The sequence below is a fragment of the Arthrobacter sp. P4_H3 genome (assembly GCF_056400885.1).
This window is the reverse complement of sequence record NZ_JBFUKK010000010.1, coordinates 1-22,032: the sequence shown is the minus strand read 5'-3', so window position 1 is coordinate 22,032 and position 22,032 is coordinate 1. Positions and strand designations below refer to the sequence as shown.

Below are 22,032 nucleotides of genomic sequence, written 5' to 3'. Positions count from 1 at the left end.
GGTGCTGCTGTGGAGCTCGAAGCCGGTGGCCTGAGTCAGGGCAAGCAGCCTGCCGCCGAGGTGGACCAGGTCGTGGGAATCGGTCTGCTGGATATTTTGGAGTCGTGCCAGGTCGGCACGGAGATTCCTGATGACGTCACGCTGCTCGGTGTTCTCGGCTTCGAGTCGGTCGATGTCTACAGCTTGAGCCCGGAGTTGGTTGCGGAGGGGTTCTTGGTGTTGCACGCAGCCAGCGAGAGCGGCAGCCAGCTTGGTCCTCGACTTGCAGTGGGCGACGACCGGGCCGGACTCGGCAACGGTATCCCGGAGTTGAACGGTCGTGGCGGGATTCGGGCCCGACGCTGACGCTAGGAGTCGCCGTCGTCGATCGCGTTGTCTGTTGGCGCAGCGAGTAGAACAGAAGCGCTGCGACGTGCGCGACGGCGCGAAGCTCTCGCCACATTCCCCGCAAATGTTCCCGCTCACGTTGGTTCATCTTTGAGAGCTCTGCTAACGACATGACTTGCCGTGAGTCCGCGCTCACGGTGAATGCCTTGGATGCCAGAGGTGTGAGGTTCTTGGCCGCTAGCTGCCAACCGAGGCTTGAGTCGCCAGGGACAGCATGCCGGGAGTTGATGGGTTTTGATCGACTCTGGACATGTCCAGAGCATGGGCGTTCAATGGAACTGAGGCGATTCTTGACGGTCCTAGGAAGACGGGGCCGTTGGATCAAACGGCGACTGGGCGGCATATGCCGGCGGCCGCAGGATGGGGGTTCCGATGGACGGCACAGCTTCCGCCAAATATTCGCCGGCGCGATGCGCTGCAGAAGGCTTCCTCGCACTCAATCTTCCGAGCCGTCTTTCGTTGGAGCGGCTGATATCGATTGTGGCGAACCTCCGGCGTCGGCGGATTGAGGTCGATGTTTCCGAGTCCCTGAACGGAGGATCGGTCTGCGGGCTGTGGTTGTCCACGGACAGTACGGAGATAATCCTGCACGCGCCGACGCCGTCGGCACTACATAGGCAGCAGTTCATCCTCCACGAACTGGGTCACATGGTGCTCCGACACGATGAGCTGGTGGTGACCTCAAACTATGCGGAGACGTTGTTCCCCAACCTGTCCGGCGAGAAGGTGTCTCGGATCCTGGGACGAAGTGACTTCCTGGACCATATCGAGGCCGCTGCCGAAACCTTGGCGGATCTCTTTGCCGCTGCAATCCGGGACAGCAGCCTCGAGCCGCGGTCGTTTGAACGGATTTTCGGATGATTCAGGACATTTCAGCAGCCGTGATCTGGTGTCTGGCGTTGTGCCTCCTGCCCGATCTGAAGCGGCGCAAAGACCAGAGCATCCTGGTGGCGGCCGTAACCATCGCCACCGCACTCACGCTCAACGTTGACCGAATCTACCTCGCGGGGGACCAGCTACTCGGAAACCGCAATTTCCTGGACCTCATAGCCAATATCTTCATGGTTGTCGGTATCTACTTCCTGTCCCGTGCGATCCTGCGCGCCGCCGATGTCAGCGAGACGGTGGACATTCACAACAGAGCAGGGCTTTCGGTGCTCGGGCTCGTCGTCGTGGCCTTGGTTGTTAGCTTCAGCCTGGTTGACGCTCCGCGGACTTCCACTGCCTTCATGAGGGATTTTGGAAGCCAGTCGCCTGCGGCCGTGTACTCGAGTGTTCAGTTCCTCTACATCGGCGCGGTGGTGGCCATCACCGGCCTTACATGTTTCAGGTTCCGCGGCGAGATGGCAAAGCCGTACTTTCGCGTCGCCTTCATGTTCATCGGCCTCGGCTGCGCCCTGGCTGTGGTGTTGGTCCTTGCCGTGCTGGGGATGGACGTTCTTCATCTCATGGGGGAGCTCGAGGCAATGACTCGTCTCTCCTTCGTCTACGACGCGGCCGAAGTGGGAGCCATGGTCTTTCTCTGCATGGGTCTGGCCTTGCCGCCCGTCGCTCGTCGGCTAGAGCGTAAATCTGATGCCCGGGCAGCAGCTGTCCTTGTCGAGCGACTGGCTGGGCCTTGGGACCGAATCACGTCTGAGCGATCCGAGATCCGACTGGATTTGGCTCAAACTGCGATCGACCGCCATGATGCACCCAGGCGCCGGCTGCATCGGATGTTGGTGGAGATCCAGGACGCACTGTTCGTGGACCCGCACCTTGCCCAATTGCTGAGTCAAGATGATCTGGATGTACTCATAGAAGCGGAGCAGCATCTCGGAGCCCGGTTTGCAGGATCCGGACATCGACGACCAGGTTTGTCACGGAAAGGGGACGCGACTCCGTGACCGACAGCGACGACGGGATCCCCGAACAGCCGCAGGCGAAACTCGCGCGGAAACTGAATCTCCTCCTGGATCTTTTTGAGGCCCAGGGATCATCGCCCCTGACGTATCCACAGATAAGCAAGCACATGTCGGACCGCGGAACGCCCTTGTCTCGCTCCCGCTGGGCCTACATGCGTGCCGGCGACAGTTCCATGGCCACGGATCCGCAGCTTTTGAGGAACCTCGCCGAATTCTTCGGCGTTGACCCCAGGTACCTGTTGGACGACGACGGCGAGGTACCCGACTTGGTGGATGCACAGCTCGAACTATTGCGCACCCTGCGCGAAAACCGGGTGAGAAACTTCGCTGCAAGACAACTGCAGGGGATATCTCCGGAGACACTACTGCGCCTACGCAAGGCCATAGACGAACGCCTGACAGCTCCCGAGGACGACGCCGATGCGTAGGGCCGCTGCAGCTGTCGCCATCGGTTGTGGCATTGCCGGCGTCACCGCCTTCCTTGCAGCGGTCTACTTTGCCCGGCAGGTCGTGGTGCCCAAGACGATGCGGCGGGAAGATCTGCAAATCCGTCGTGTGTTCCGCGGCGCCGACGAAACGCTCATGGTCGAGTTGGCTGCATCGGCACGCACCACGGCGCTAGGCCGTTACAGCATCTGGTTTGCCAACGGCACAGGCCATGCCTGCATTGGAGAGATCGTGTCCGCTGACGATGCGGCGGGGACGGTAACCCGCCGCGTTGAACGGGTTGACTCCGGCGATCTCAGGACTGCCAAGGCCGGCATTTGGAGCGGATATGTCTATCCGACGCCGGGACCGTTGGGGCTCACGTACTCTGACGTTCAGATTCCGGTCGAGAACGGGTTGGCGCCCGCCTGGAAGTTCACACCGACGCAGGCGTCTGGGGATTCTTCCACTTGGGCCATCCATATCCATGGCCTGGGCGGATCGAAAGCCGGCGCACTCCGCGGCGTGCCTGTTGCGGATCGGCTGGGATACGCATCCCTGGTTGTTTCACTCCGGAACGACCGGGATGCGCCTGCATCGTCGGACGGCAGGTATCACCTGGGGCAGACCGAATGGCACGACGTTGAAGCAGCGGTGTCGTATGCCGTGGGGCAAGGTGCACGCCAGATAGTGCTTTTCGGCTGGTCCCTCGGTGCCTCGATCGCCCTTCAACTAGCGGCATCTTCGGAGTTTCGGGACCTCATCTCCCGGCTCGTTCTCAATGCCCCCGTCGTTGACTGGAGCAGCACGCTGGTGGCCAACGCCCGGTCCAGTGGGCTTCCTAGTTGGGTTGCCGGGCTTGGACTGCAGATGCTGGGTTCATCCAGAATGCGCTGGATCACGGGCTTGGACGCTCCCTTGAACTTTCCTACCCTGGACCTTTTGGCACGGGCGGATGAACTTAGTGTTCCCATCCTTGTTATCCACAATGAAGGGGACCGCTCGACACCCTTTGCCATTTCGCGCGAGTTCGTCAGCCGGCGCCCCGGGCTGGCAACGCTGCTCACTTTCCCTTCCGCGGAGCACACGCAGGAGTGGAATTCCGATCCGGACGGATGGGACGCGGCGGTGGAGAACTGGCTCCGGAACGTCCCGACGTCGTCGTCCGTATCCCTATAACTGTGGGCCTATGACGCTTCGAGGCCCCAGGGCCGGAAGGCCCGGTCCTTGTCCATGTTCCAGCCGGCCACCATTCCGGAGCCGATCATGAGGTCGCTGAGCCTGGCCAAACGGTAGGCGGGGTCTGCTTCGAGGGCGAGTTGGAGGAACTGGTGTGCTTTGCTGCCTCGACCTTCCCACCAGTTGACGAAAGCGATGGCGGTGAGGATGGGGGCCGAGTGTTTGGTGCTGCTGTGGGTGTACGCGTGGAGCAGCAGCTGTTGTGCCCATTCGACCCGGGACCACTGGGGCCCGCCGTGTGTTTGGGCCAGGAGAACCCGGTCCATCGGTTCGTCGATTCCCGGGATGTCGGCCATAAGCTGGTCGCGGATGGCGGGGACCTGGAAGTTGGCAATCAGATTGATGGTCTGGTGGTCGTTGGGGTAGGAGATCGCGTCCAGCATGCCGTCCCAGAGCGTTCTGGCTTGTTCGAGGGCCTCGCCCGCGTTCATCCTGTGGATTGCTTTCACGCGGTCGTCGACGGCGTCCGCGGTGCGGCCTTCTTTGGTCGAGGCCGGCAGGGTGATGTGGTTTGTCGGTGCGATGGTGCTGCCGCGGTAGACGAATTCGGCGTTGATCTGGCTGGACTGGGTCGCCTTCAGCGGCAGTGTCTGCCCGTCCTGGGGATCGCCGTCGTACGGGGATACAGTGTTGTCTCCGACGAGGAGCCCGTCACGGATGGACATTCCGCGTTCGGCCAGTGCGCAGGTCAGTGCTGCGATGGTTGCCGCGTGCGGCTTGGGCTGCCCGGGTTTTTGGGGCTCGGAGGTGTAGACGGCGAAGAGCACGCTCGCGGCGCTGGTGTCGTGGGCAAGGTAGTCGGCCACTGTGCGCGCGTAGCTGAGTCCGCCCTCGCGGGTGGGAAGGTCAACCCTGAGGGTTGCGCCGACGCGGTTGGCGTCCAAGGTGATGCACACGAGGCTCTCGTGCGGCCAGAACCCGAGGGTGTGCCCAACGAAACTGAGGACGTCGGCCGGGGTTTTGATGGTGAGCGGTTCCATGGTCCTTCTCCTTCAGCTACTGGCGGGCACCGGATGTGTCTGTCAGATTTTGTGCGTCGTTCTGATACACGGAGTCACCGCTGGGTGTGAGGGTCCGGAGTGCAACTTGGGGAACCGGGAGCGATGCAAAGTTTCGTGAGGAAATAAGCGACGGAGGAGCGCCGACCGAAACTTTGAATCGTGAGCGGCGCGGAGCGCCCTGGTTGCGTGGAGGACCCGCCCAGCGATGATTGGGATCAGAACGACAAACAGCGAAGTTGCTTCTGGTGGTTCATGGAGGTGGGGGAGTGGGGCGGCATGACGTCTTGGAAGCCGGTACTCAGTGAGCTCTGCCGTCATAGAGGTAGGTGCCTCGAGCGGGAGCTGAACCCGAACTTCTCCGATCCTGCGGGCGCTCCTCGAACCACATGAGCTCGGTTGCGGGACCAAGAGGAAGCGCGCGTGGGGTGGCTTCGCGATTGCAGTGGCGGAGTGACGCCATATGGGACTGTCCGCCTCAGGCTCGCTCAGGTGCTAACAACGGGGCCGAGCTGACAAGGCGCGAGCACATGCGCCTGCACAACTGGGGAAGGTGCGTCATGGCTGAAATCAATGCGGCGCTGGCCGGACTGACGGCGGAAGAACTCGAGGAGACGTCGCAACTGGGCGGAAGGGGCACCTGGGGCGGCAACTGATCGATGCGCTTGACCGCTCCGCGGGCGGTTCTGATGCCCGCAAAGACCTCAGCGACCGCATCTTCCAAACCCAGAGCCAAAAGGCTAAAGCAGGCTCCCAAAGGATAGGCCGCCGAAACGGCTGGCATGGACGCTTCTGCCACGGGTTTCCGGGGAATTTTGGAACGCCGATATTGAGCCATATGTCGCGCCGCCGTCTGGGGCACGTCAGGTTGCGATCTAAGAGTTTTCTCGACCCATCGTCAGAAAAGAAGAACCTAACCCTACTCTGACGGCCCTTGGCCACCTGCCTGACGTCAGGCTGGGGTGTGCTCCAGCCCAACTGTTGCTTGGTCCAGCTAATGCAGAGCTGTTCACCGTGAAAAGAGCTGGACGCTGATGCCGTGGTCGTCTCATGACCGGATCTTCAGATGCTGCCGGTTGGCGAATGACGGTTTCTCACGAACGTCGTAACACCAACCGGAACTGGTTGTAGGCCTACGGATAGATGACTAATTCGCTGATAGTCCCGTGGGGAACGTCGTGGGAGAGCTCCACAGTGAATGTTTTGTGGTCATGGCGTGTTACTAGGATGCCGTGGCCCGGGGTGGTTTGGGCTTCTCGGATCGCGTCTTCAACGGCTCGGTCGAGGTGCTTTTCGAGTTCGTTGCGGTGGCTGATCCTGACCTGCACCGCGGAGGGAATCCCTTGGTTGGTCATGGCGTTCTTTTCCTTGGCCTTGATATGACTCAGGGCAGGGTCCGGTATGTGTTGCTGTCATCGTTAGTTGGTTAGGGGGTCAGGACCAGTTTGCGGGGTGCGCCCTGCTGCTGAAGCTCCCACGCCCTTTGACAGTCGGCGAGCGGAAGGGTCATCATATCGACGGCCAAAGCTCCGGTCGCTGCCAGTCCCGTCAGCTGCAAGTAGGCCTCGCGCCGGACTTGTGCCGGCGGGTCCATGTGGGCGAATTCGAGGAGCTCCAGGCGGGCTACGCGGACGGTGCCGGCAGGCAGTTCAAGGGTTGCCCCTGCGGACTGGCCGATCTGGATGTGGCGGGCGCCACGGGCCGCTACGTGCATGGCAGCAAGGGCGGGTCCGCCCCAAACGGGATCATTAATGACGTCGAATCCGCTGTCACCGACTGTGCTGCGGAAGGCGGCCACAAGGTCGGTGTCCGGGCTGAATGTCACGGTGGCAGCGGCGCCGCATTCCCGGGACAGGGCGAGGCGGCCCGTGTCACGGTCGGCAGCTACCACCGTTGCCGCGCCGAGGGATTTGGCGAGTTGGACGGCGATGGAACCCAGTGCGCCGGTTGCACCGAGCACCAGCACATTCTGGCCCGGCTGCAGCCTGGACCGCCAGGTGAGGTCCAGCCAGGCGGCCAGTCCGGTGTCGACCGGACTTTGGACTGCTGGTGGCCAAGGTTTGGTAGGAGATACCTACTTCCTCGTTCAACACGTTTTTCCAAATTGTGCCTTCAGGTGTGGTGATCTCTTTGGATGTGCTGCATGGAATATGCATGATTTGTCCTTCTTGTATCGAGGTCGGTTCTTTGCATTGGCATCCCCTTTAGGTGTTTTCCGCGGCCGATGACGTTCAGCTCGGGGCTGCTACGACATTGGGGCTGACCGCCACTCCGTTGTGACGGAGTGGGGATCGATTGCCCGGCCTTGGTCAGTCTGTAGCGATGGGGAGTCCGAGGCCCTGGCGTCCGATGACTTTGAGGAGATCGAGTTTGCTGCGATTGTCTCCGCCTGCGCCCGGGTTGAGCAGGAGGAGGGTCTGGGATCGGTTTTCGGTGAAGAGCATCTGGGCATCGATGTCGATTCGTCCGAGCTCGGGGTGGATGAGGACTTTGCAGTCGTCATATCTGAGGGCAACTTCGTGAAAGTTCCATAGGCGGACGAACTCGGCGCTGAGGTTGGAGAGTTCGGCCGCGAGATGTTCGGCCCTTGCGGTGTCGCTGCCCGTGGTGGTGGCCATCCGTAGGCGGGCGACGAGGAACCTCCCGTGGATCTCGTGCGCCTCGGGAGGGTAGAGACGACGCTCGTTGGGGTCGGTGAACCAGCGGTAGAACCCGCTCCGGGCAAGACCGGTGAAGTTTGTCTCGTCTCCGATGAGCGCTACCGCGAGTGGGTTCATCGCCAGGGTGTCGTGGAGATCGTTCTGGACGAGGCACGGGATGTCGGCCAGGCCGTCGAGCACACTCATGAGCGCGGGGCTCACGTGTTCGGTGCGGTCAAAGCGGCCTGGCGCGTTGTGGCCGATGAGGGCGAATAAGTGGTCGCGCTCATCGAGGGTCAGACGGAGGGCCCGTGCCAGTGATGCTGCGATTTGCGTCGACGGTGTGGGAGCTCGCTGCTGCTCGAGTCGGGCGTAGTAGTCCGTTGACATGCTGGCCAGCTGAGCGACCTCCTCGCGGCGGAGCCCTGGGGCTCGTCTTCGCGGTCCTTCCGAGAGCCCTACGTCGCGTGGTCGCAGAAGTTCGCGACGGGATCGTAGAAACTCGGCGAGAAGGCGTTTATCCATGTATCCATCATGGGGCGGTCGCTGGAGCTTAGCCAGGGATCGGTTGTCCCCCGCTATTGATTGGGACCGCGTGTTCGAGAGCGATGTCGTCGAGCACGCGGGTCCCGTCTCATGCGGATCGGCCATGCAACGGCGGGCGGTTGGCTCAGAAGCTGCTGAACATGGTCAGGAGCTGCCCGTAGGAGCCGTCGGCGACGGCGCCCCGGATTCCTTTGGCGTTCTCTACGACCAGCTCCTGGGCGTCCGGGTTTTCTTGCCACAGAGAGAGGACCTGGTCGAGGAACTCGTCAAGCGGCATGGCATGTTCGGCGTCCTGCTGGCCCATCAGTTCGGTGCGGACTCCCGGCGGCACGATCTCGACGACCTGGATGCCGGTCTCGGCGAGTCGGATGCGCTGGCTTTCGGTGAAGGAGTGCAGGGCGGCCTTCGTCGCGCTGTAGGTGGGCGTTGTGGGGAAGGGCACGAAGGCGAGTGCCGAAGTGACGTTGACGATAGCCGCTCCCTCCTTGCCTGCGAGAAGGGGCGTGAAGGCGTAAGCCGTCCGGATTGGTCCGAGGAGGTTGGTCGAGATGTGCTGCTCTGCGAGACGGACATCGGATGGATCGAGGGGGTTCTCTTTGAGCTGGATCCCGGCGTTGTTCACGAGGATGTTCAGCTCAGGGTGAGTGTTCTCAAGGCTGGCCCGGGCCCGGGCGATGGAATCGGGGTCGGTGACGTCGAGTTCAATGGCAGCGATACCGGGGTGTTCTGCCGTGATCGTATCCAAAAGTCCCGTTCGACGTCCGGCGACGACTACGGTGTTGCCAGCCTCGTGCAAACGCAACGCAAGGCCCAGGCCGATGCCCGAGGTGCCGCCGGTAATGAGGATTGTGTTTCCGGTGATGTTCATGGGTGAAGCTCCTTCGTCGTAGCCGTCCCGTTTCGGACCGCTGATGCGACGGTAGCTGGATATTCACACCCGAGGGAGAGTCCAGTTATCCATGGATCAGCGATCCCCGGTCGGCGCTCGACGCGCCGGCAGGTAGTTTGCTCGAACAGATCCGCGGGTTCCAGCGACCGCGTTCTTTGTCAAGCTGGCACAGAGGCTCACCCCATGACGCGTGGGTCAATGCCTTATTTCTCCCGTCCCACAGTCGCCGGTGCTGAAGTTGATCGGAGAGGCTGGTGCGCGGCGTAACCGCCATCGATGATCAGCTCTTCCCCCTTGACAAACTTCGCTTCGTCCGAGGAGAGGTAAAGGATTCCGTAGGCAATATCGGAGGCATCTCCGATATGAGGAGGAAGTATCGAGTTGGCCGGGTCAGCGGCCTCTTCCTTCGTGGTGCCGTAGTTCTGGATCAGAGCCGTGTAGATAGGACCCGGTGGACCTACTTCACGCGAATACTGTCGCCCGCGAAGTAGTTCGCTGCGTGCTTCGTGAGCGCGCGGACGGCGCCTTTGGACGCCGCGGAGGCGGCCGCCGTCACCTCGTCTTCGGGAACTAAACGCCACGGAGCGGTCGCAGAACACCGCCACTGATCGATCAACTCCACAGGCAGAAGGACGGCGCCGGCAGGGCAGCGGTTCACTCCAGGTCGGTGTGTCGCAGGTACTGGCAAACCGTCTCCGTGCTGATCCCGTAATCACGAGTAAGAGCGGCTTTCCGAACACCGTTGCCGGCGCGCTGGACCAGCTCGGCCGCCCGCTCCGGCGTCAGGGTCTTCTTCCTGACCTTTGTAGGCGCCGCGCTGCTTAGCCAGGGCGATGCCTTGCCGCTGCCGGTTCCTGATGAGGGAGCGTTCGAACTCAGCGAAGGCGCCCATGACGGAGAGCATGAGAGTGACCGTGGGGGAGTCCTCGCCCGTGAAGACCAGACTTTCCTTATCGAAGTCCACACGCACCCCTTGCGAGCGAGCCAGTCCATGCTGTGCACCACCGCGGTGTCCCGATCGCTGTCCAGTCACCGGCGCCTCCAACCCTCATCCTGTCAGGTTGGGTTCTAACCCGTCCCAGAGGAGTCAAGACACATTGGGTCCCGTCAGTTTTGGGTGTGGTTCAGTATGACAGCGCCCCAGAAGGTCCCGTCAGTCCCGAATTCCTGCCACATCGACCTCGATGGCTTCGATGCGACCCGTAGCATCGAAGCCATTGACGAGTCGCTCTGGACTTGTATCCGAGATGAGCAGGTAAAGGGTCCGCATTTCCGGTCCACCGAGCACGGCATCAACAGCGAAAGCTCCGCCGTCGGGATATGCGACGGTGTCCGGCTCAATCCGGATGACGTCTGTGACCTCGCCGCCTTCACGGACACGCCGAAATTCTCCGATCCATGGAAAGGCAGCCCATACCGCGCCCTCACTGTCGATACCGATACCATCCACGGTCTCTGTGTCCGGTGAGCCGAACTCAGCGAACACACGCTGGTTCAGCAAAGTCCCGTCGTCCGCTACATCGAACGCGGTGAGTCGCGCACGTGGTGCCCGGAACGACTCTGCGACGACGAGGGTTCGCCCGTCACCGGAGATGGCGATGCCGTTGGGGAATATGAGATCCTGGCCGCCGGTGTCAATTCGCCCGTCGGGATGGCGGATGATCAAGCCCACACCGACGGGATCGCTTCCGAAGGGGTAGCCCTGCGGACCGATATATGCGCGACCCTCTCGGTCCACGGCCATGTCGTTGGGATGAAATGCGACCGGAGCGAGGTTGGCTAGTTCCTCCAACCCACCACTGTCCACACGCAGCAGCCGTCCATCCTCCATGGAAACTACCAAAGGTGCCCCGTCAGGGTCAAAGCCCAGACCTGACGGCCGTCCGGGCACATCAACGACATCCTCGGGCAGACCGCCAGGGGAAAGGCGACAGATCATACGCCGGCTCATGTCCGAAAACCACAGCGCTCCACGATGCCAGCGAGCAGCCTCGAGATATCCGAGATCACCCTGCGCCACGATACGGCGAGCGTCGGCGGGCAACACTCTTGGCGAATCCATATATTTCCTCCTTGATGAAACTGAACTGACGATGAAAATTGGAGTACAGGGCGCCGGCGGATTAAAACTATGTGAGCCAGGGGTGTCCAACGGTTGATGCTTTCTCGCCCCGCTCGCGGTAGCCACTCGCGATGAGCAAGCGCCGACGACTCAGCGAATCCTCTTCGAGCCCGTTGCTTCTAGTCCAGGCGATTCCAGGCGATGGAACAAACCGCGAGGACGGGTCGAAGTCTCGAACCGACAGGCGTGCTTGCCCGCCGCTCTGCGTGGCACGCAAGAACTGCTCCGTTCTCTGGATCCAGCGCGTGGGCCTCGGGCATGAACGGATCCGGCAGCCCAATGAAGCCGCCGAAGTACTCCTTCATAGCCCGCAACCACTGGTCCAACGCTTCGGCCGGGTCGTCTTGACGCTCGCAAGCCGCCTAGCGGGCACCAATTACTTCGAACTCGCAGCAGCACGGCCCGCGAGTAGCCCCTCTCGGCTCACCAGAGCAATCCGCACGCACCTTCGCGAACGCGGCATTAGGGCGGTCATCTCACAGCGATCCGATCAAATCGCTCATCGTAAACGGCGTGGATCAACGCACTCACCGATCGCGGAGGCGTCATTCTTCGAGCAATCATCATCTGGCGTAGTCGGCTCACCGGGACGTGACTTCTGATTGAGGGAGTACGCCCGCGACTTCACACTTGCCCATCGAGGGTAAGTGCTGGCGCGTCACAGGAAGCTCACTCAGTCTTACTCCCGAATGCCATTCAACGCTTCACTACCTCGTTGACGACCGCGAGCTCGTTGACGACCTCAAGCGACCGGTTTGTGGTTCGGATGCCGAAGACCAAGATGATCGTTCCGGCCACGAGGAACAGACACGCCAGGATGGTGTACAGCCACTGAAATCCCCATGCTGTGTATATCGCTGCAACTGAGATTCCCGAGAGAAAACCAGTGACTCGCGCTGCACCGTTGACTGCGCCGACGCCCACACCGCGAAGCGCCGTGGGGAAAACTTCGGGAATGTACGTGTAAAAGGACACGGTCATGCTGGTCCCGGCCATGCTCGCCACAAAAGCGGCGATGAGGCTCACCACGGGGTCACTGACGAATGCAAAGAGGAGCAACGCAGCCGCTGCGATCACGGAGGCAACGAAAAGGATCACCTTGCGCTCGACCTTATCGGCGAAGAAATAGATAATTACTGGGCCCACGAGCGTCGCCAGCGCGACAACACTTGCGAACTGCAAGGCCGCCGTTTGTGTCATCCCGCGAGAGGTGAGGATCGTCGGGATCCATGCTTGGAAGCTGACCAGGCAGAAGAGGTAGATGCCGAACGCTGTAGACATGACGATCAGGCGCTGGAGCACTTGCCCGCGAAATAGATCGCGTAGTTTCTGCCGTGTTTGAATCGGGGTCAGAGGCTGGGGTTCTGGCAACACCTGTCCTCGCTCTTGAGCAGCCTTCTCGAGGAACAACACCGTGCGAGTCGCTGCCTCATTGCGGCTGTGTGCCACCTGCCATCGCACAGTTTCGGGGACGAAGCGGAGCACGAGAAGAGCGACAAGGATGCCGACGCCGCCCAGGGCAAAAACCCATCGCCACGCGCTAGGCCCGGATGGAACGATCGTGAGAGCAGTAAATGCTGTGATCGGTACGCCGGCGAACCCGATGAACGTAAGCACCGTGAAGATGCGCCCACGCTTCGCGCTGGGGAACATCTCGCTCACCACGACCAGGAGCACGCCGACGGCTGCCTGCACTCCGATGCCTGTGATGACTCGGCAGGCCAGCAGCCACTCCCACGAGGGAGCCAACGCGGAACCCAGTGAGCCCAGCGAGAAGACGAAACATGCCGTTACCAGCACGGGTCGCCGCCCAAACCGGTCTGACAGACGTCCGCCAACCACAGCGCCGATGAACATGCCGATGAACACAGACGACGCCAGTACGCCGATCTCGCCTATTGTGAGGCCCCATTCGTTGCGGATCGCCGGGGCCAACGAAGCGAACACCACATTGTCGAAGACCTCAACAAGAAACACCAGTCCTAGGATCGATGTCCAAACGATGTGCCGTCTAGTTATAGGTAGTCGGTCCAGACGAGCGTCAAGCATCGGGCCTTCCTGCTCAAGCACATTAGTCATAGTTCTCCTCTGATGTTTCAAATATTGGAATACAGAATGGTCGCGATCGCTAAGTAGACTCCGTCACGCATTCGGTGGCGGACGTGCCCAGACCGGGACCGTGAAGCTCACGCTCGTGGACGACAGTCGAGATTATTACTCGGAGATGGCAGGCGGGCTGCCGTCAACCTGGCACGGTTTCAAACCGCGTGATTCCGGCGCCCGCTATGCCAATATGTACTGCGTCTATGATCTCGTTCAGACAGAGAGCGCCATGGATTTCGGCGAAAGTAATCCCACCGACCCGCACCACACCGAGCCCCATATCGACTGAATCAGCGGGCGGGGCGCCACATGGCTCCGTCAACTGAAGTCATGGTGAAGATGCCCAGCAGAACAAGTGCGTGAGGAGTGGTATGGCTGTTGTGGAGCTTGGGGAGTAGTCGTCATTGACCGTAATTCCTTAGGTGATGGCAGGCAGTTTGTCTGGAAGGCACTAGTTGTGTCTCCAGTCACAATTAGATGCGCTGGAGACTTTAACTTCCAATACCGTTTGAGCCGCCCCGGTATACCCTAGAGTTATGGGAGTGCTCCGCTTCTGGGGCATGGAGATACAACAGCTGAATTACTCTCCGCGACATATCGTCAAGGCTCGGTGACCCGGGCCGCGGAGGCGTTAAAGATTTCCCAGCCGGCGCTGACCCGGCAAATCCGTCAGTTCTAACGTGAAATCCGAACACCCTCATTGAACGGATTCCTACAGGCGTGACGCCTACCGCTGCGGAGTGGCACTCTACAGACAAGCACTGGAAATTCTTTGATTTTTCCCATAGGGCTGCTGAGGTGGCCATTCTCGTCCGCCTCGGGGGTGGAAACCGCCGAAGTGGGCTTGACTTCCGGACTTCCTGACACTTGGGTGAATACGCTCCTTCCCGGCAATGTCACGCACGGTGACGGCACGATACCGCATTCCCCGAAAAGGTGCGATGCGGATTGGAGGATCGCATCGCGGCTCGTGCCGCTTATGCTCCCACCGGCTCTTCAGAACTTTGCTCCACAGCTGGCACGGCGAAGTCCAGGCTGACCGAACGGTTGTCCACCGCAAGCTTCTGCGCCATTGCCTGCTCCGTCAGCGGATGGAGCACGGTCACGACGTAGCGGCCCGCAGGGGGCAGCGGAAAGGCATACACGCCATCGTCGTTCGTCTGCGTGGTGGCCACATAGCCGCCGCCGGCCTCGAGCAGGGTCACTACCGCTCCCGCAAGCGCGTTGCTGCCCGCGCTGGCTGCGCCACTGATCATCAGCCGGTTCCGAAGCTCGAAGTTATGCTCCAGGGTGCGGCCATCGAATTCGAAGACCTCGGCCATCGGCGCCCAACCGGCCGTGTTGGCCACCATGAGGTACTTCCCAGCGCCGGGCAGGGCCACGGAATAGTTTCCCTCGGCATTCACGCGGCTCCAGTCCACCGGGTCCCCGCCAATGTCAAGGACCGTAACTACGGCGGGGGTGAGGGGCCTCCTGTCGGCGGCCAGGACACGTCCTCGTACAACGAGCTCACCAGCAGGGACAACGGGGGCGGGTGGCTGCTGTTGTGCAGTAGCGCGTGGGATGAAGACCGCGGCCAACATGGACGCGGCCGAGGCAAGGGCTGCCATCCAGAACACGTCTTTGAATGCATCGAAGGCGGGGAAGCGCTCAGCTCCGATCGTCATGGTGACAGAGGTGAGAACGGCGGCAACCGCAGCGCTCGACGTTGAGGTGCCAATGGACCGCACCAGGCTGTTCAGCCCGTTCGCGGACGCAGTTTCAGTGATGGGCACCGCACCCATAATCAGGGTCGGCATTGAGGCGAACGCTATCGCCGTTCCCACACTCACCACCGTTGAACCGATGATCACCCAAGCGATGGAATCGTAGAAAAAGACGCGGCCCACATAGCCCACAATCATGACGACTGCCCCGGCCAGCAGCGCAGTCTTCCCGCCGAAGACCCGGATGATCCGCCCCGAAAGGGGTGCAAACAACACCATTGCGAGCCCGGACGGGACCATGCACAAGCCGGCGCTGATCACGCTCAACTCGAAACCGTAGCCGGTGGAGGCTGGCAGCTGCAGCTGCTGCGTGGTGAGGAGCATGTTGGCGAACATAGCGAAGCCGATAAGCAACGACGCCACGTTGGTCATCAGCACCGGGCGGCGCACCGAGGTCCTCAAGTCCACCATCGGCTGGCTGACCCTAAGTTCATAGGGCACCCATACGGAAAGAAGTATCACGGCAGCTGTGAACAGCAGGAGAACCTGCTCGGAACCCCAGCCCCAGGAACCGCCCTTGGATATGGCCAACAACAAGGCAGCCAAGGCTGCAGACAGCACCAACGCGCCAGCAAAGTCAAAGCGACCAGGCGTACGGATCCTGGACTCAGGGACTACCAGCACTACGGCAAAGAGCAGCAAAGTGCCTGCGGCAGCGGAGGCCCAGAATATCGATGCCCATCCCAGGCTCTCATACAGGACTCCAGCAAGGGGCAGGCCCATAGCCATGCCAATACCCATGGTTGCGCTCATCAACGCGACTGCCGAGCCCAGCTTCTCCTTAGGCAGTTCATCGCGCATGACGCTGATTCCCACGGGAATCAGAGCAGTGGCGAAGCCTTGAAGGGTCCGCCCGATGATCAGCCACACAAACGAACCGCCCAAAGCCGCCGAAACCGAACCTGCCACCATGATGGCCAGGCACACCACCATCATCTTGCGTTTGCCGTACATGTCCGCGCTGCGCGAGACGATCGGAGTCGCCACGGCGCTGGCGAGCAAGGTTGATGTGACGAGCCAAGACGCGTCGTCGGCACTGACTTCCAAGATTTCGGGGAATTCCGGGAGGAGCGGAACCACCAATGTTTGCATCAGCGCAACGACGGTGCCACTGAGGGCCAGTACTGCGGTGATAGCGGAGGCGGATGGGCGTTTCGGAGTAAAGGCGTTGGAGCGCGGCATCTGTCGCTTTCGGCTGGAGCAGGTTCTACCGTCGGAGGGTGAGGGATTGTTCACCTTATCGTTATCCAAAGTCGAGGACGTCGCCTCGGGAGACCCGAACTGGAGCACGCCAGTGCAGTACTGCGTGAGAAGGCCACGAACTGGGGCCTTCTCGTCACCAGGGTGGACTTCAAGTACACGGTCGCACTCAGCCCCAACATCCCGTTCGGCTTCACCCCAGCGCGCGCCCCACTTCGGCGAAGTAGTTGAAGCTCATCACCGGCGCTACGACCATGTAATACTGCGAAAGGGGCAGAGAACAACCGAGTTCTTCGGTGATCGACGGCGCCAGTTCGTGCTGGCGCTACTTTATCCCCGTAGCGATACGACTCAGGTACTCCGCTTGCTCCGAAGGGCCCTCGTCGAAGGACCCTTCGGAGCGCGGCGACTGCATCGTCACTGTCTTTCCGCGACGCAGAAGCGACACGTCCAGTCTGCTCTTTCGAACGCGGGGAGATCACATCAGAGGGATCGGTCGGGCTTGGCGGCGCGCCGAGCCCCGCCAATGAAGAAAGAGTCCTGCTTACCGTAGGCATCAGTAGCCCTTCGTGATCCAGCAACCAAGGCATCCTTTTTCTTGAGCATTCCCATGACTCTCCTGTGAGTTTCTTCTCATGATCCGCCTCACGCCCACGACCACAGAAGACGTTCGTAAACAGAACAAACGGGCTTTAACCCTTCACTATTGGAATCGTAGTCAAAAACGGTGCAAGAATGCAAGGGTAGGTGAAGACGACTCCAAGAGGGGTCCGGGAGATGAGGGGTAATTGTGGTGTATGAGCTTGAAGGAACGGTTGCACTCATTACAGGCGCTAGCAGCGGGATCGGGGCAGCAACGGCCCGACGCCTTGCGAGGGAGGGCGCACAGGTGGCGCTGGTGGCCAGACGGGCTGAACGTCTTGAGCAGGTGGCACAAATTATTCGGGGTGAGGGTGGCAAGGCGCAGGCAATTACTGCTGACATAACATCCCGGGCTGGCGCAGAGTCTGCTATCGAGCAGGCCGTGGGCAAGTACGGACGGCTGGATATCGTCGTCAATAATGCCGGGGCAATGCTTGTCGGCCCGTTCGCGGAAGCACCGGAGGGTGAATGGGAGCGAATGATCGACGTGAATGTGCTTGGTCTCCTCTATGTCTCGAGGGCCGCTTTGCCGCATTTGATCAAGGCTGCGGCAGAGGAACCGCGACGCACCTCGGATTTAGTCAACATCAGCTCCTCGGCCGGCAGGGTCGCCCGTGCAGACGCCGCTGTATACAACTTGACTAAGTTCGGCGTGAATGGTTTCAGCGAGGCACTACGCCAGGAAATGCAGCCCCAGCGGGTACGGGTCAGCGTTATCGAACCCGGCAATGTTGACACAGAGCTTGCCTCGCACACCCGGGAGGGCTTGCGCACAGGAGTGCAGGCGCAAATATCTTCCATCGAAAGGCTTGTACCCGAGGATATTGCTGATGCCATCGCTTACGTGGTCACCAGCAAACGTCGAGTCGCGGTCAATGAAGTCTTCGTGCGTGCCGCGGACCAAAGCTGGTAGGCGCACATCGCCACGGTAATGCTGTACGAACGCCACGTACTCAGACTAATCGGCTTCTCACGGAAACGGAGTCCGACCAGGTAGTCATCTAAATCCACCGGGCGCCTTTGATACGGAAGGCCCAACGCCTGCGTCTGAATGCAGTTATCGCCGTAGCGGTTGGTTGAACTGCGGAAACGCCGGATTCCAGATAGAGCACGCTGTCCGGGAGATGCTATTGCTTGCGTTCAGACAGTTGTGGCGCTGCGATGCACCACCACCATCCAGCGTTTATAAACCTGCCAACAGATGTCTGCGACTCGAAGGGTGCAGCAACTCCAGTGCAGTAATAGTGTCCTGCATTTGCGACGGGAGCAGTAAACCATCTGTCATCAAGCCCCACGATACGCCGTTGAAATATGCGACGATCCTCGGGTCGTTGACGTGTGAATACCAGCCTGGTCTCCTACCTGCCACCCGATCAGAGCACAGCCTCCACATATCATGTTCGTTTCCCCGCCGTCCCCTCTTATACCCGCGATGTCTGAGACGCGATCGCCATCACCTGGCGACCACAAGGACTTGCGAGATAAGGAATTGCCTAAAGCCTTTACCCATCATGGCTTCTGCTGACGACGCGTTCCCGCCGGCCTCCGAGCTTCTGCACAAAACAAGGGCTGTGATCCCACCCTGCGGCCAATTAAGGAATCATTAGCACCGCCACTCCGCGTACCGCTATGGAACGGTACGCGGAGCTATGACGACGCCTCTTACCCGGGAACTGTAAGCAGTAGGCATCACCTATCGCAGTCAGCCCAGCACCCGGGGAGTGTCCGTTTAACGGTGGATCCACGGTTGGCATTTAGTTGATTCTTCCGTCGAAGCTGATGGCGAAGGCATTCAGAGCCGGCTTCCACCGTGAGGCCCATCGTGCCCTGCCTTTGCCGGTCGGGTCCAGTGCCCGGGTCGCCAGATAAAGGCATTTCAGGGCCGCCTGCTCGGTGGGGAAATGGCCCCTGGCCCTGACCGCGCGCCGGTAACGGGCGTTGAGGGATTCGATCGCGTTCGTGCTGCAGATGACCCGCCGGATTTCCACCTCGTAGTCCAGGAACGGCACGAACTCGCTCCAGGCGTTCTCCCACAGCCGGGTGATCGCCGGGTACTGCCGGCCCCATTTGGTCGAGAACTCCACGAACCGTTCCTTGGCCGCGGCCTCGGACGGTGCCGTGTAGACCGGGCGCAGATCCCGCGACATCTCGTCCCAGTACTGGCGGGCGGCATAACGGAAGGTGTTGCGGATCAGGTGCACGATGCAGGTCTGGACCACGGCCAGTTCCCACACGGTGTTGATGGCCTCGGGCAGGCCCTTGAGCCCGTCGCAGACCGTGATGCAGACGTCCTCGACGCCCCGGTTCTTGATTTCGGTCAGCACCGAGAGCCAGAACTTCGCGCCCTCGCCGCCGTCCCCGGCCCACAGCCCGAGGATGTCCCGTTCACCGTTGACACTGACACCGATTGCGACATAGACCGGCCGGTTCGTGACCTGCCCGTCGCGGACCTTGACGTGGATCGCGTCAATGAACACCACCGGGTAGACCCGGTCCAGCGGCCGGTTCTGCCACTCGGTCATCTCGCCGATGACTTTCTCGGTGATCCTCGAGATCGTGTCTTTGGAGACCCTTGCGCCGAACACGTCGGCGAAGTGGGCTGCGATTTCTCCGGTCGTGAGGCCCTTCGCGCTCAGCGACAACACGATCTCATCCACGCCGGTCAGCCGCCGCTGCCGCTTCTTCACGGTTTGCGGGTCGAACGTCGAGCCGGTGTCCCGCGGCACGTCGATCTCCACCGGCCCGATCTCGGTCAGCACGGTCTTCGTGCGAGTGCCGTTGCGGGAGTTCCCGCTCCCGCGCCCGGACACGTCGTGCCTTTCGTATCCGAGGTGTTCGTCCATTTCCGCTTCCAGAGCGGTCTCCAGGACGTTCTTCGTCAGCCGGTTCAACAGCCCGTCCGGGCCGACGAGCTCGATGCCCTGCTCTCTGGCCTGGGCCAGGAGCTGCTGTGCTAACTCTTGCTGATCCACTTCAGTCGCCATGGGATCCATGGTTCCGCTCATGATCAGTCCTCCCCGCCAGGCACCGCCCGGCGTGTCAGGCCAACCCCGGATCCACCGTTATTCAGACACTCCCAGCACCCGACTTTCGGGATTCCTGTTGCGATGGGATTGCTGGACTGGCCGACGTTTGACTAAGCCTGTGAAAGCGCATCCCGCCCGTTGGGAGCTTTGGTGAGGTAGCGGGCGTAGGCGGGGAGGGTGAGGAAGGACGGGAAGTCGTGGCCGAGGGTGACTTCTTCGAAGATGTCGCGGGCGTCTTCGAAGAGATCCCCCGGGTTGCGTTCAAGCCGGGCGAACTCCTCGTCCAGCAGCTCTTCGATCCAGTGGTTGGTGATGATTTCGCCGTGGTCGGTGATGGCCCGGGCGTAGATCCACTGCCAGAGCTGGGCGCGGGAGATTTCGGCGGTGGCGGCGTCTTCCATGAGGTTGTGGATGGCGACGGCGCCGTTGCCGCGGAGCCAGGATTCGATGTAGCGGATCCCGACTTCGATGTTGTTCCGGATGCCCTGCTCGGTGATGGTGCCCTGGGTGGCGGCCACGTTGATCAGGGCGCGGTCGTCCGGGGTGACGTCCTCGCGGGTGCGGTCCAGCTGGTTGGGCTTGGTGCCCAGGATGGAGTCGAATACCTCGCGGCAGACCGGCACGAGGTCGGGGTGGGCCACCCAGGAGCCGTCGAAGCCGTCGTTGGCTTCGCGGGTTTTGTCGGCACGGACCTTTTCGAAGGCGTTGGCGTTGGCTGCCTCGTCCTTGCGGTTGGGGACGGCTGCGGCCATGCCGCCGATGGCCATGGCGCCGCGCTTGTGGCAGGCGCGGACGAGTTGTTCGGTGTAGGCGCGCATAAAGGGCTGGGTCATGGTGACCTGGCCGCGGTCCGGGAGGACGAAGCGGGGTCCGCGGGTGCGGAAGTTCTTGATGAGGGAGAAGATGTAGTCCCAGCGGCCGGCGTTCAGGCCGGAGGCGTGGTCGCGGAGTTCGTAGAGGATCTCTTCCATCTCGAAGGCTGCGGTGATGGTTTCGATCAGGACGGTGGCGCGGATGGTGCCCTGCGGGATGCCGAGCAGGTCCTGGGCGAGGATGAAGATGTCGTTCCAGAGCCGGGCCTCGAGGTGGTTTTCGATCTTGGGCAGGTAGAAGTACGGGCCTTTGCCCTGGGCGAGCAGGCGGCGGGCGTTGTGGAAGAAGTACAGGCCGAAGTCCACGATGCCGCCGGCGATCGGCGTCGCGTTGATGAGCATGTGCTTTTCGGGCAGGTGCCAGCCGCGGGGGCGGACCACGATGGTGGGCAGTTCGCCGGCCGGGCGGAGTTTGTAGTCCTTGCCCTCGGGGGAGGTGAAATCGATCCGGCGTTCCAGGGCGTCGGTGAGGTTCAGCTGGCCCTGGATGACGTTCCGCCATGACGGTGTGGAGGAGTCTTCCATGTCCGCGAGCCACACTTTGGCGCCGGAGTTCAGGGCGTTGATGGTCATCTTTTTGTCCACCGGGCCGGTGATCTCCACGCGGCGGTCCTCTAGTCCGGGTGCCGGGGGAGCGACCCGCCAGGACGGATCGTTGCGGATGTGCTCGGTCTCCCGCAGGAACCGGGGGTCCTGCCCGCCGGCAATGTCGGCACGCCTGGCCCGGCGTGCCTGCAGCAGTTCCTCCCGGCGCTCGGCCGTGGCCCGGTGCAGCTTGGCAACGAACTCGAGCGCGTCCGGAGTCAGCACCTCGTCCTGCCGGCAAATCGGCTGGGCCGTCAAAGAAATGCCATGGGTGGCCAAAATGTCAGTAATGCTGTTCATCGGACTTCTCCTGCTGCAGGGTACAGCTGAAGAGCAATCAGGTGACGCGGAAGAGTAACCTGCAGCTGTTCAGCCGGATGAGTTTTTAGTGGAACTGGCCCTCTTCGGTCGATCCGACCAGTGCGAGGGTGGATGCGTTCGGGTTGAGCGCAGTTGCGATGTCGTCGAAGTAGCCGGTGCCGACTTCGCGCTGGTGCTTGGTCGCGGTGTAGCCGCGGGACTCGGAGGCGAATTCCTTTTCCTGGAGCTCGACGTAGGCGCTCATGCCTTCACGGGCGTAACCGTGGGCGAGGTCGAACATCGAGTAGTTCAGGGCGTGGAAGCCGGCCAGGGTGATGAACTGGAACGTGAAGCCCATGGCGCCGAGTTCACGCTGGAACTTCGCGAT

The 22,032-nt window shown here is 61.4% G+C and carries 20 protein-coding genes and 1 pseudogene; 8 read left to right on the top strand and 13 right to left on the bottom strand.

Annotated features, from left to right (window positions below):
• Window positions 1-9 precede the first annotated feature (9 nt).
• From AC1DRE_RS14515 to AC1DRE_RS14495, 5 genes are all read left to right on the top strand, one after another.
• Window positions 10-345, top strand: a complete 336-nt coding sequence (locus AC1DRE_RS14515; protein ID WP_476985265.1) for a hypothetical protein — start codon at window positions 10-12, stop codon at window positions 343-345.
• Window positions 346-759: 414 nt separating this feature from the next.
• Entirely contained in the window at window positions 760-1,248 is a 489-nt protein-coding gene (locus AC1DRE_RS14510) for a hypothetical protein (protein WP_476985264.1), read from the top strand.
• Window positions 1,245-2,273: a hypothetical protein gene (locus tag AC1DRE_RS14505; RefSeq protein WP_476985263.1), complete on the top strand. Its 1,029-nt coding sequence runs from the start codon at window positions 1,245-1,247 to the stop codon at window positions 2,271-2,273. Before AC1DRE_RS14510 ends, AC1DRE_RS14505 begins: the two co-directional genes overlap by 4 nt.
• On the top strand, window positions 2,270-2,719 hold the full coding sequence (locus tag AC1DRE_RS14500) for a hypothetical protein (protein ID WP_476985262.1): 450 nt from the start codon (window positions 2,270-2,272) through the stop codon (window positions 2,717-2,719). The genes AC1DRE_RS14505 and AC1DRE_RS14500 overlap by 4 nt, the downstream gene beginning before the upstream one ends.
• Complete coding sequence (locus tag AC1DRE_RS14495; protein ID WP_476985261.1) at window positions 2,712-3,896, top strand: alpha/beta hydrolase; 1,185 nt, start codon at window positions 2,712-2,714, stop codon at window positions 3,894-3,896. The genes AC1DRE_RS14500 and AC1DRE_RS14495 overlap by 8 nt, the downstream gene beginning before the upstream one ends.
• Before the next feature lie 8 nt (window positions 3,897-3,904).
• Here AC1DRE_RS14495 and AC1DRE_RS14490 read toward each other — a convergent pair whose 3' ends face one another.
• From AC1DRE_RS14490 to AC1DRE_RS14450, 9 genes are all read right to left on the bottom strand, one after another.
• Window positions 3,905-4,936 (bottom strand): DUF4192 domain-containing protein, encoded by a 1,032-nt coding sequence (locus tag AC1DRE_RS14490; RefSeq protein WP_476985260.1) that lies wholly within the window; start codon window positions 4,934-4,936, stop codon window positions 3,905-3,907.
• A gap of 1,151 nt (window positions 4,937-6,087) precedes the next feature.
• On the bottom strand, window positions 6,088-6,309 hold the full coding sequence (locus tag AC1DRE_RS14485) for a hypothetical protein (RefSeq protein WP_476985259.1): 222 nt from the start codon (window positions 6,307-6,309) through the stop codon (window positions 6,088-6,090).
• Between the two features lie 71 nt (window positions 6,310-6,380).
• Window positions 6,381-6,914 carry a zinc-binding dehydrogenase gene (locus AC1DRE_RS14480; protein WP_476985258.1) on the bottom strand — a complete coding sequence of 178 codons (534 nt, stop codon included), beginning with the start codon at window positions 6,912-6,914 and terminating at the stop codon, window positions 6,381-6,383.
• Window positions 6,915-7,263: 349 nt separating this feature from the next.
• Window positions 7,264-8,118 (bottom strand): helix-turn-helix transcriptional regulator, encoded by an 855-nt coding sequence (locus tag AC1DRE_RS14475; protein WP_476985257.1) that lies wholly within the window; start codon window positions 8,116-8,118, stop codon window positions 7,264-7,266.
• 145 nt (window positions 8,119-8,263) lie between these two features.
• Window positions 8,264-9,007, bottom strand: a complete 744-nt coding sequence (locus AC1DRE_RS14470) for an SDR family oxidoreductase (RefSeq protein WP_476985256.1) — start codon at window positions 9,005-9,007, stop codon at window positions 8,264-8,266.
• A gap of 224 nt (window positions 9,008-9,231) precedes the next feature.
• Window positions 9,232-9,609, bottom strand: coding sequence for an SDR family oxidoreductase (locus AC1DRE_RS14465; protein ID WP_476985366.1), 378 nt, complete (start codon window positions 9,607-9,609; stop codon window positions 9,232-9,234).
• A 131-nt stretch (window positions 9,610-9,740) separates the two neighbouring features.
• Window positions 9,741-9,992 (bottom strand): recombinase family protein, encoded by a 252-nt coding sequence (locus AC1DRE_RS14460; protein ID WP_476985255.1) that lies wholly within the window; start codon window positions 9,990-9,992, stop codon window positions 9,741-9,743.
• A gap of 189 nt (window positions 9,993-10,181) precedes the next feature.
• Window positions 10,182-11,090 carry an SMP-30/gluconolactonase/LRE family protein gene (locus AC1DRE_RS14455; protein ID WP_476985254.1) on the bottom strand — a complete coding sequence of 303 codons (909 nt, stop codon included), beginning with the start codon at window positions 11,088-11,090 and terminating at the stop codon, window positions 10,182-10,184.
• 756 nt (window positions 11,091-11,846) lie between these two features.
• Window positions 11,847-13,229, bottom strand: a complete 1,383-nt coding sequence (locus AC1DRE_RS14450; RefSeq protein ID WP_476985253.1) for an MFS transporter — start codon at window positions 13,227-13,229, stop codon at window positions 11,847-11,849.
• A 100-nt stretch (window positions 13,230-13,329) separates the two neighbouring features.
• On the opposite strand from AC1DRE_RS14450, the gene AC1DRE_RS14445 reads away from it, so the two are divergent.
• The gene (locus AC1DRE_RS14445; protein WP_476985252.1) at window positions 13,330-13,542 is read left to right on the top strand and encodes a hypothetical protein; all 213 of its coding nucleotides are present in this window, start codon (window positions 13,330-13,332) and stop codon (window positions 13,540-13,542) included.
• A gap of 264 nt (window positions 13,543-13,806) precedes the next feature.
• Window positions 13,807-13,932: a helix-turn-helix domain-containing protein gene (locus tag AC1DRE_RS14440; protein WP_476985365.1), complete on the top strand. Its 126-nt coding sequence runs from the start codon at window positions 13,807-13,809 to the stop codon at window positions 13,930-13,932.
• 298 nt (window positions 13,933-14,230) lie between these two features.
• Here the strand turns inward: AC1DRE_RS14440 and AC1DRE_RS14435 are convergent, their stop codons facing one another.
• Window positions 14,231-16,201 (bottom strand): MFS transporter, encoded by a 1,971-nt coding sequence (locus AC1DRE_RS14435; RefSeq protein ID WP_476985251.1) that lies wholly within the window; start codon window positions 16,199-16,201, stop codon window positions 14,231-14,233.
• Window positions 16,202-17,009: 808 nt separating this feature from the next.
• On the opposite strand from AC1DRE_RS14435, the gene AC1DRE_RS14430 reads away from it, so the two are divergent.
• The gene (locus AC1DRE_RS14430; protein WP_476985250.1) at window positions 17,010-17,774 is read left to right on the top strand and encodes an SDR family NAD(P)-dependent oxidoreductase; all 765 of its coding nucleotides are present in this window, start codon (window positions 17,010-17,012) and stop codon (window positions 17,772-17,774) included.
• An 841-nt stretch (window positions 17,775-18,615) separates the two neighbouring features.
• Here the strand turns inward: AC1DRE_RS14430 and AC1DRE_RS14425 are convergent.
• The 3 genes and pseudogenes from AC1DRE_RS14425 to AC1DRE_RS14415 all read right to left on the bottom strand — a co-directional run.
• Window positions 18,616-19,854, bottom strand: coding sequence for an IS256 family transposase (locus AC1DRE_RS14425; RefSeq protein WP_476985364.1), 1,239 nt, complete (start codon window positions 19,852-19,854; stop codon window positions 18,616-18,618).
• Window positions 19,855-19,997: 143 nt separating this feature from the next.
• Complete coding sequence (gene aceB / locus AC1DRE_RS14420) at window positions 19,998-21,644, bottom strand: malate synthase A (protein WP_476985249.1); 1,647 nt, start codon at window positions 21,642-21,644, stop codon at window positions 19,998-20,000.
• A gap of 85 nt (window positions 21,645-21,729) precedes the next feature.
• Window positions 21,730-22,032, bottom strand: a pseudogene (locus tag AC1DRE_RS14415) (isocitrate lyase); the annotation flags it as partial.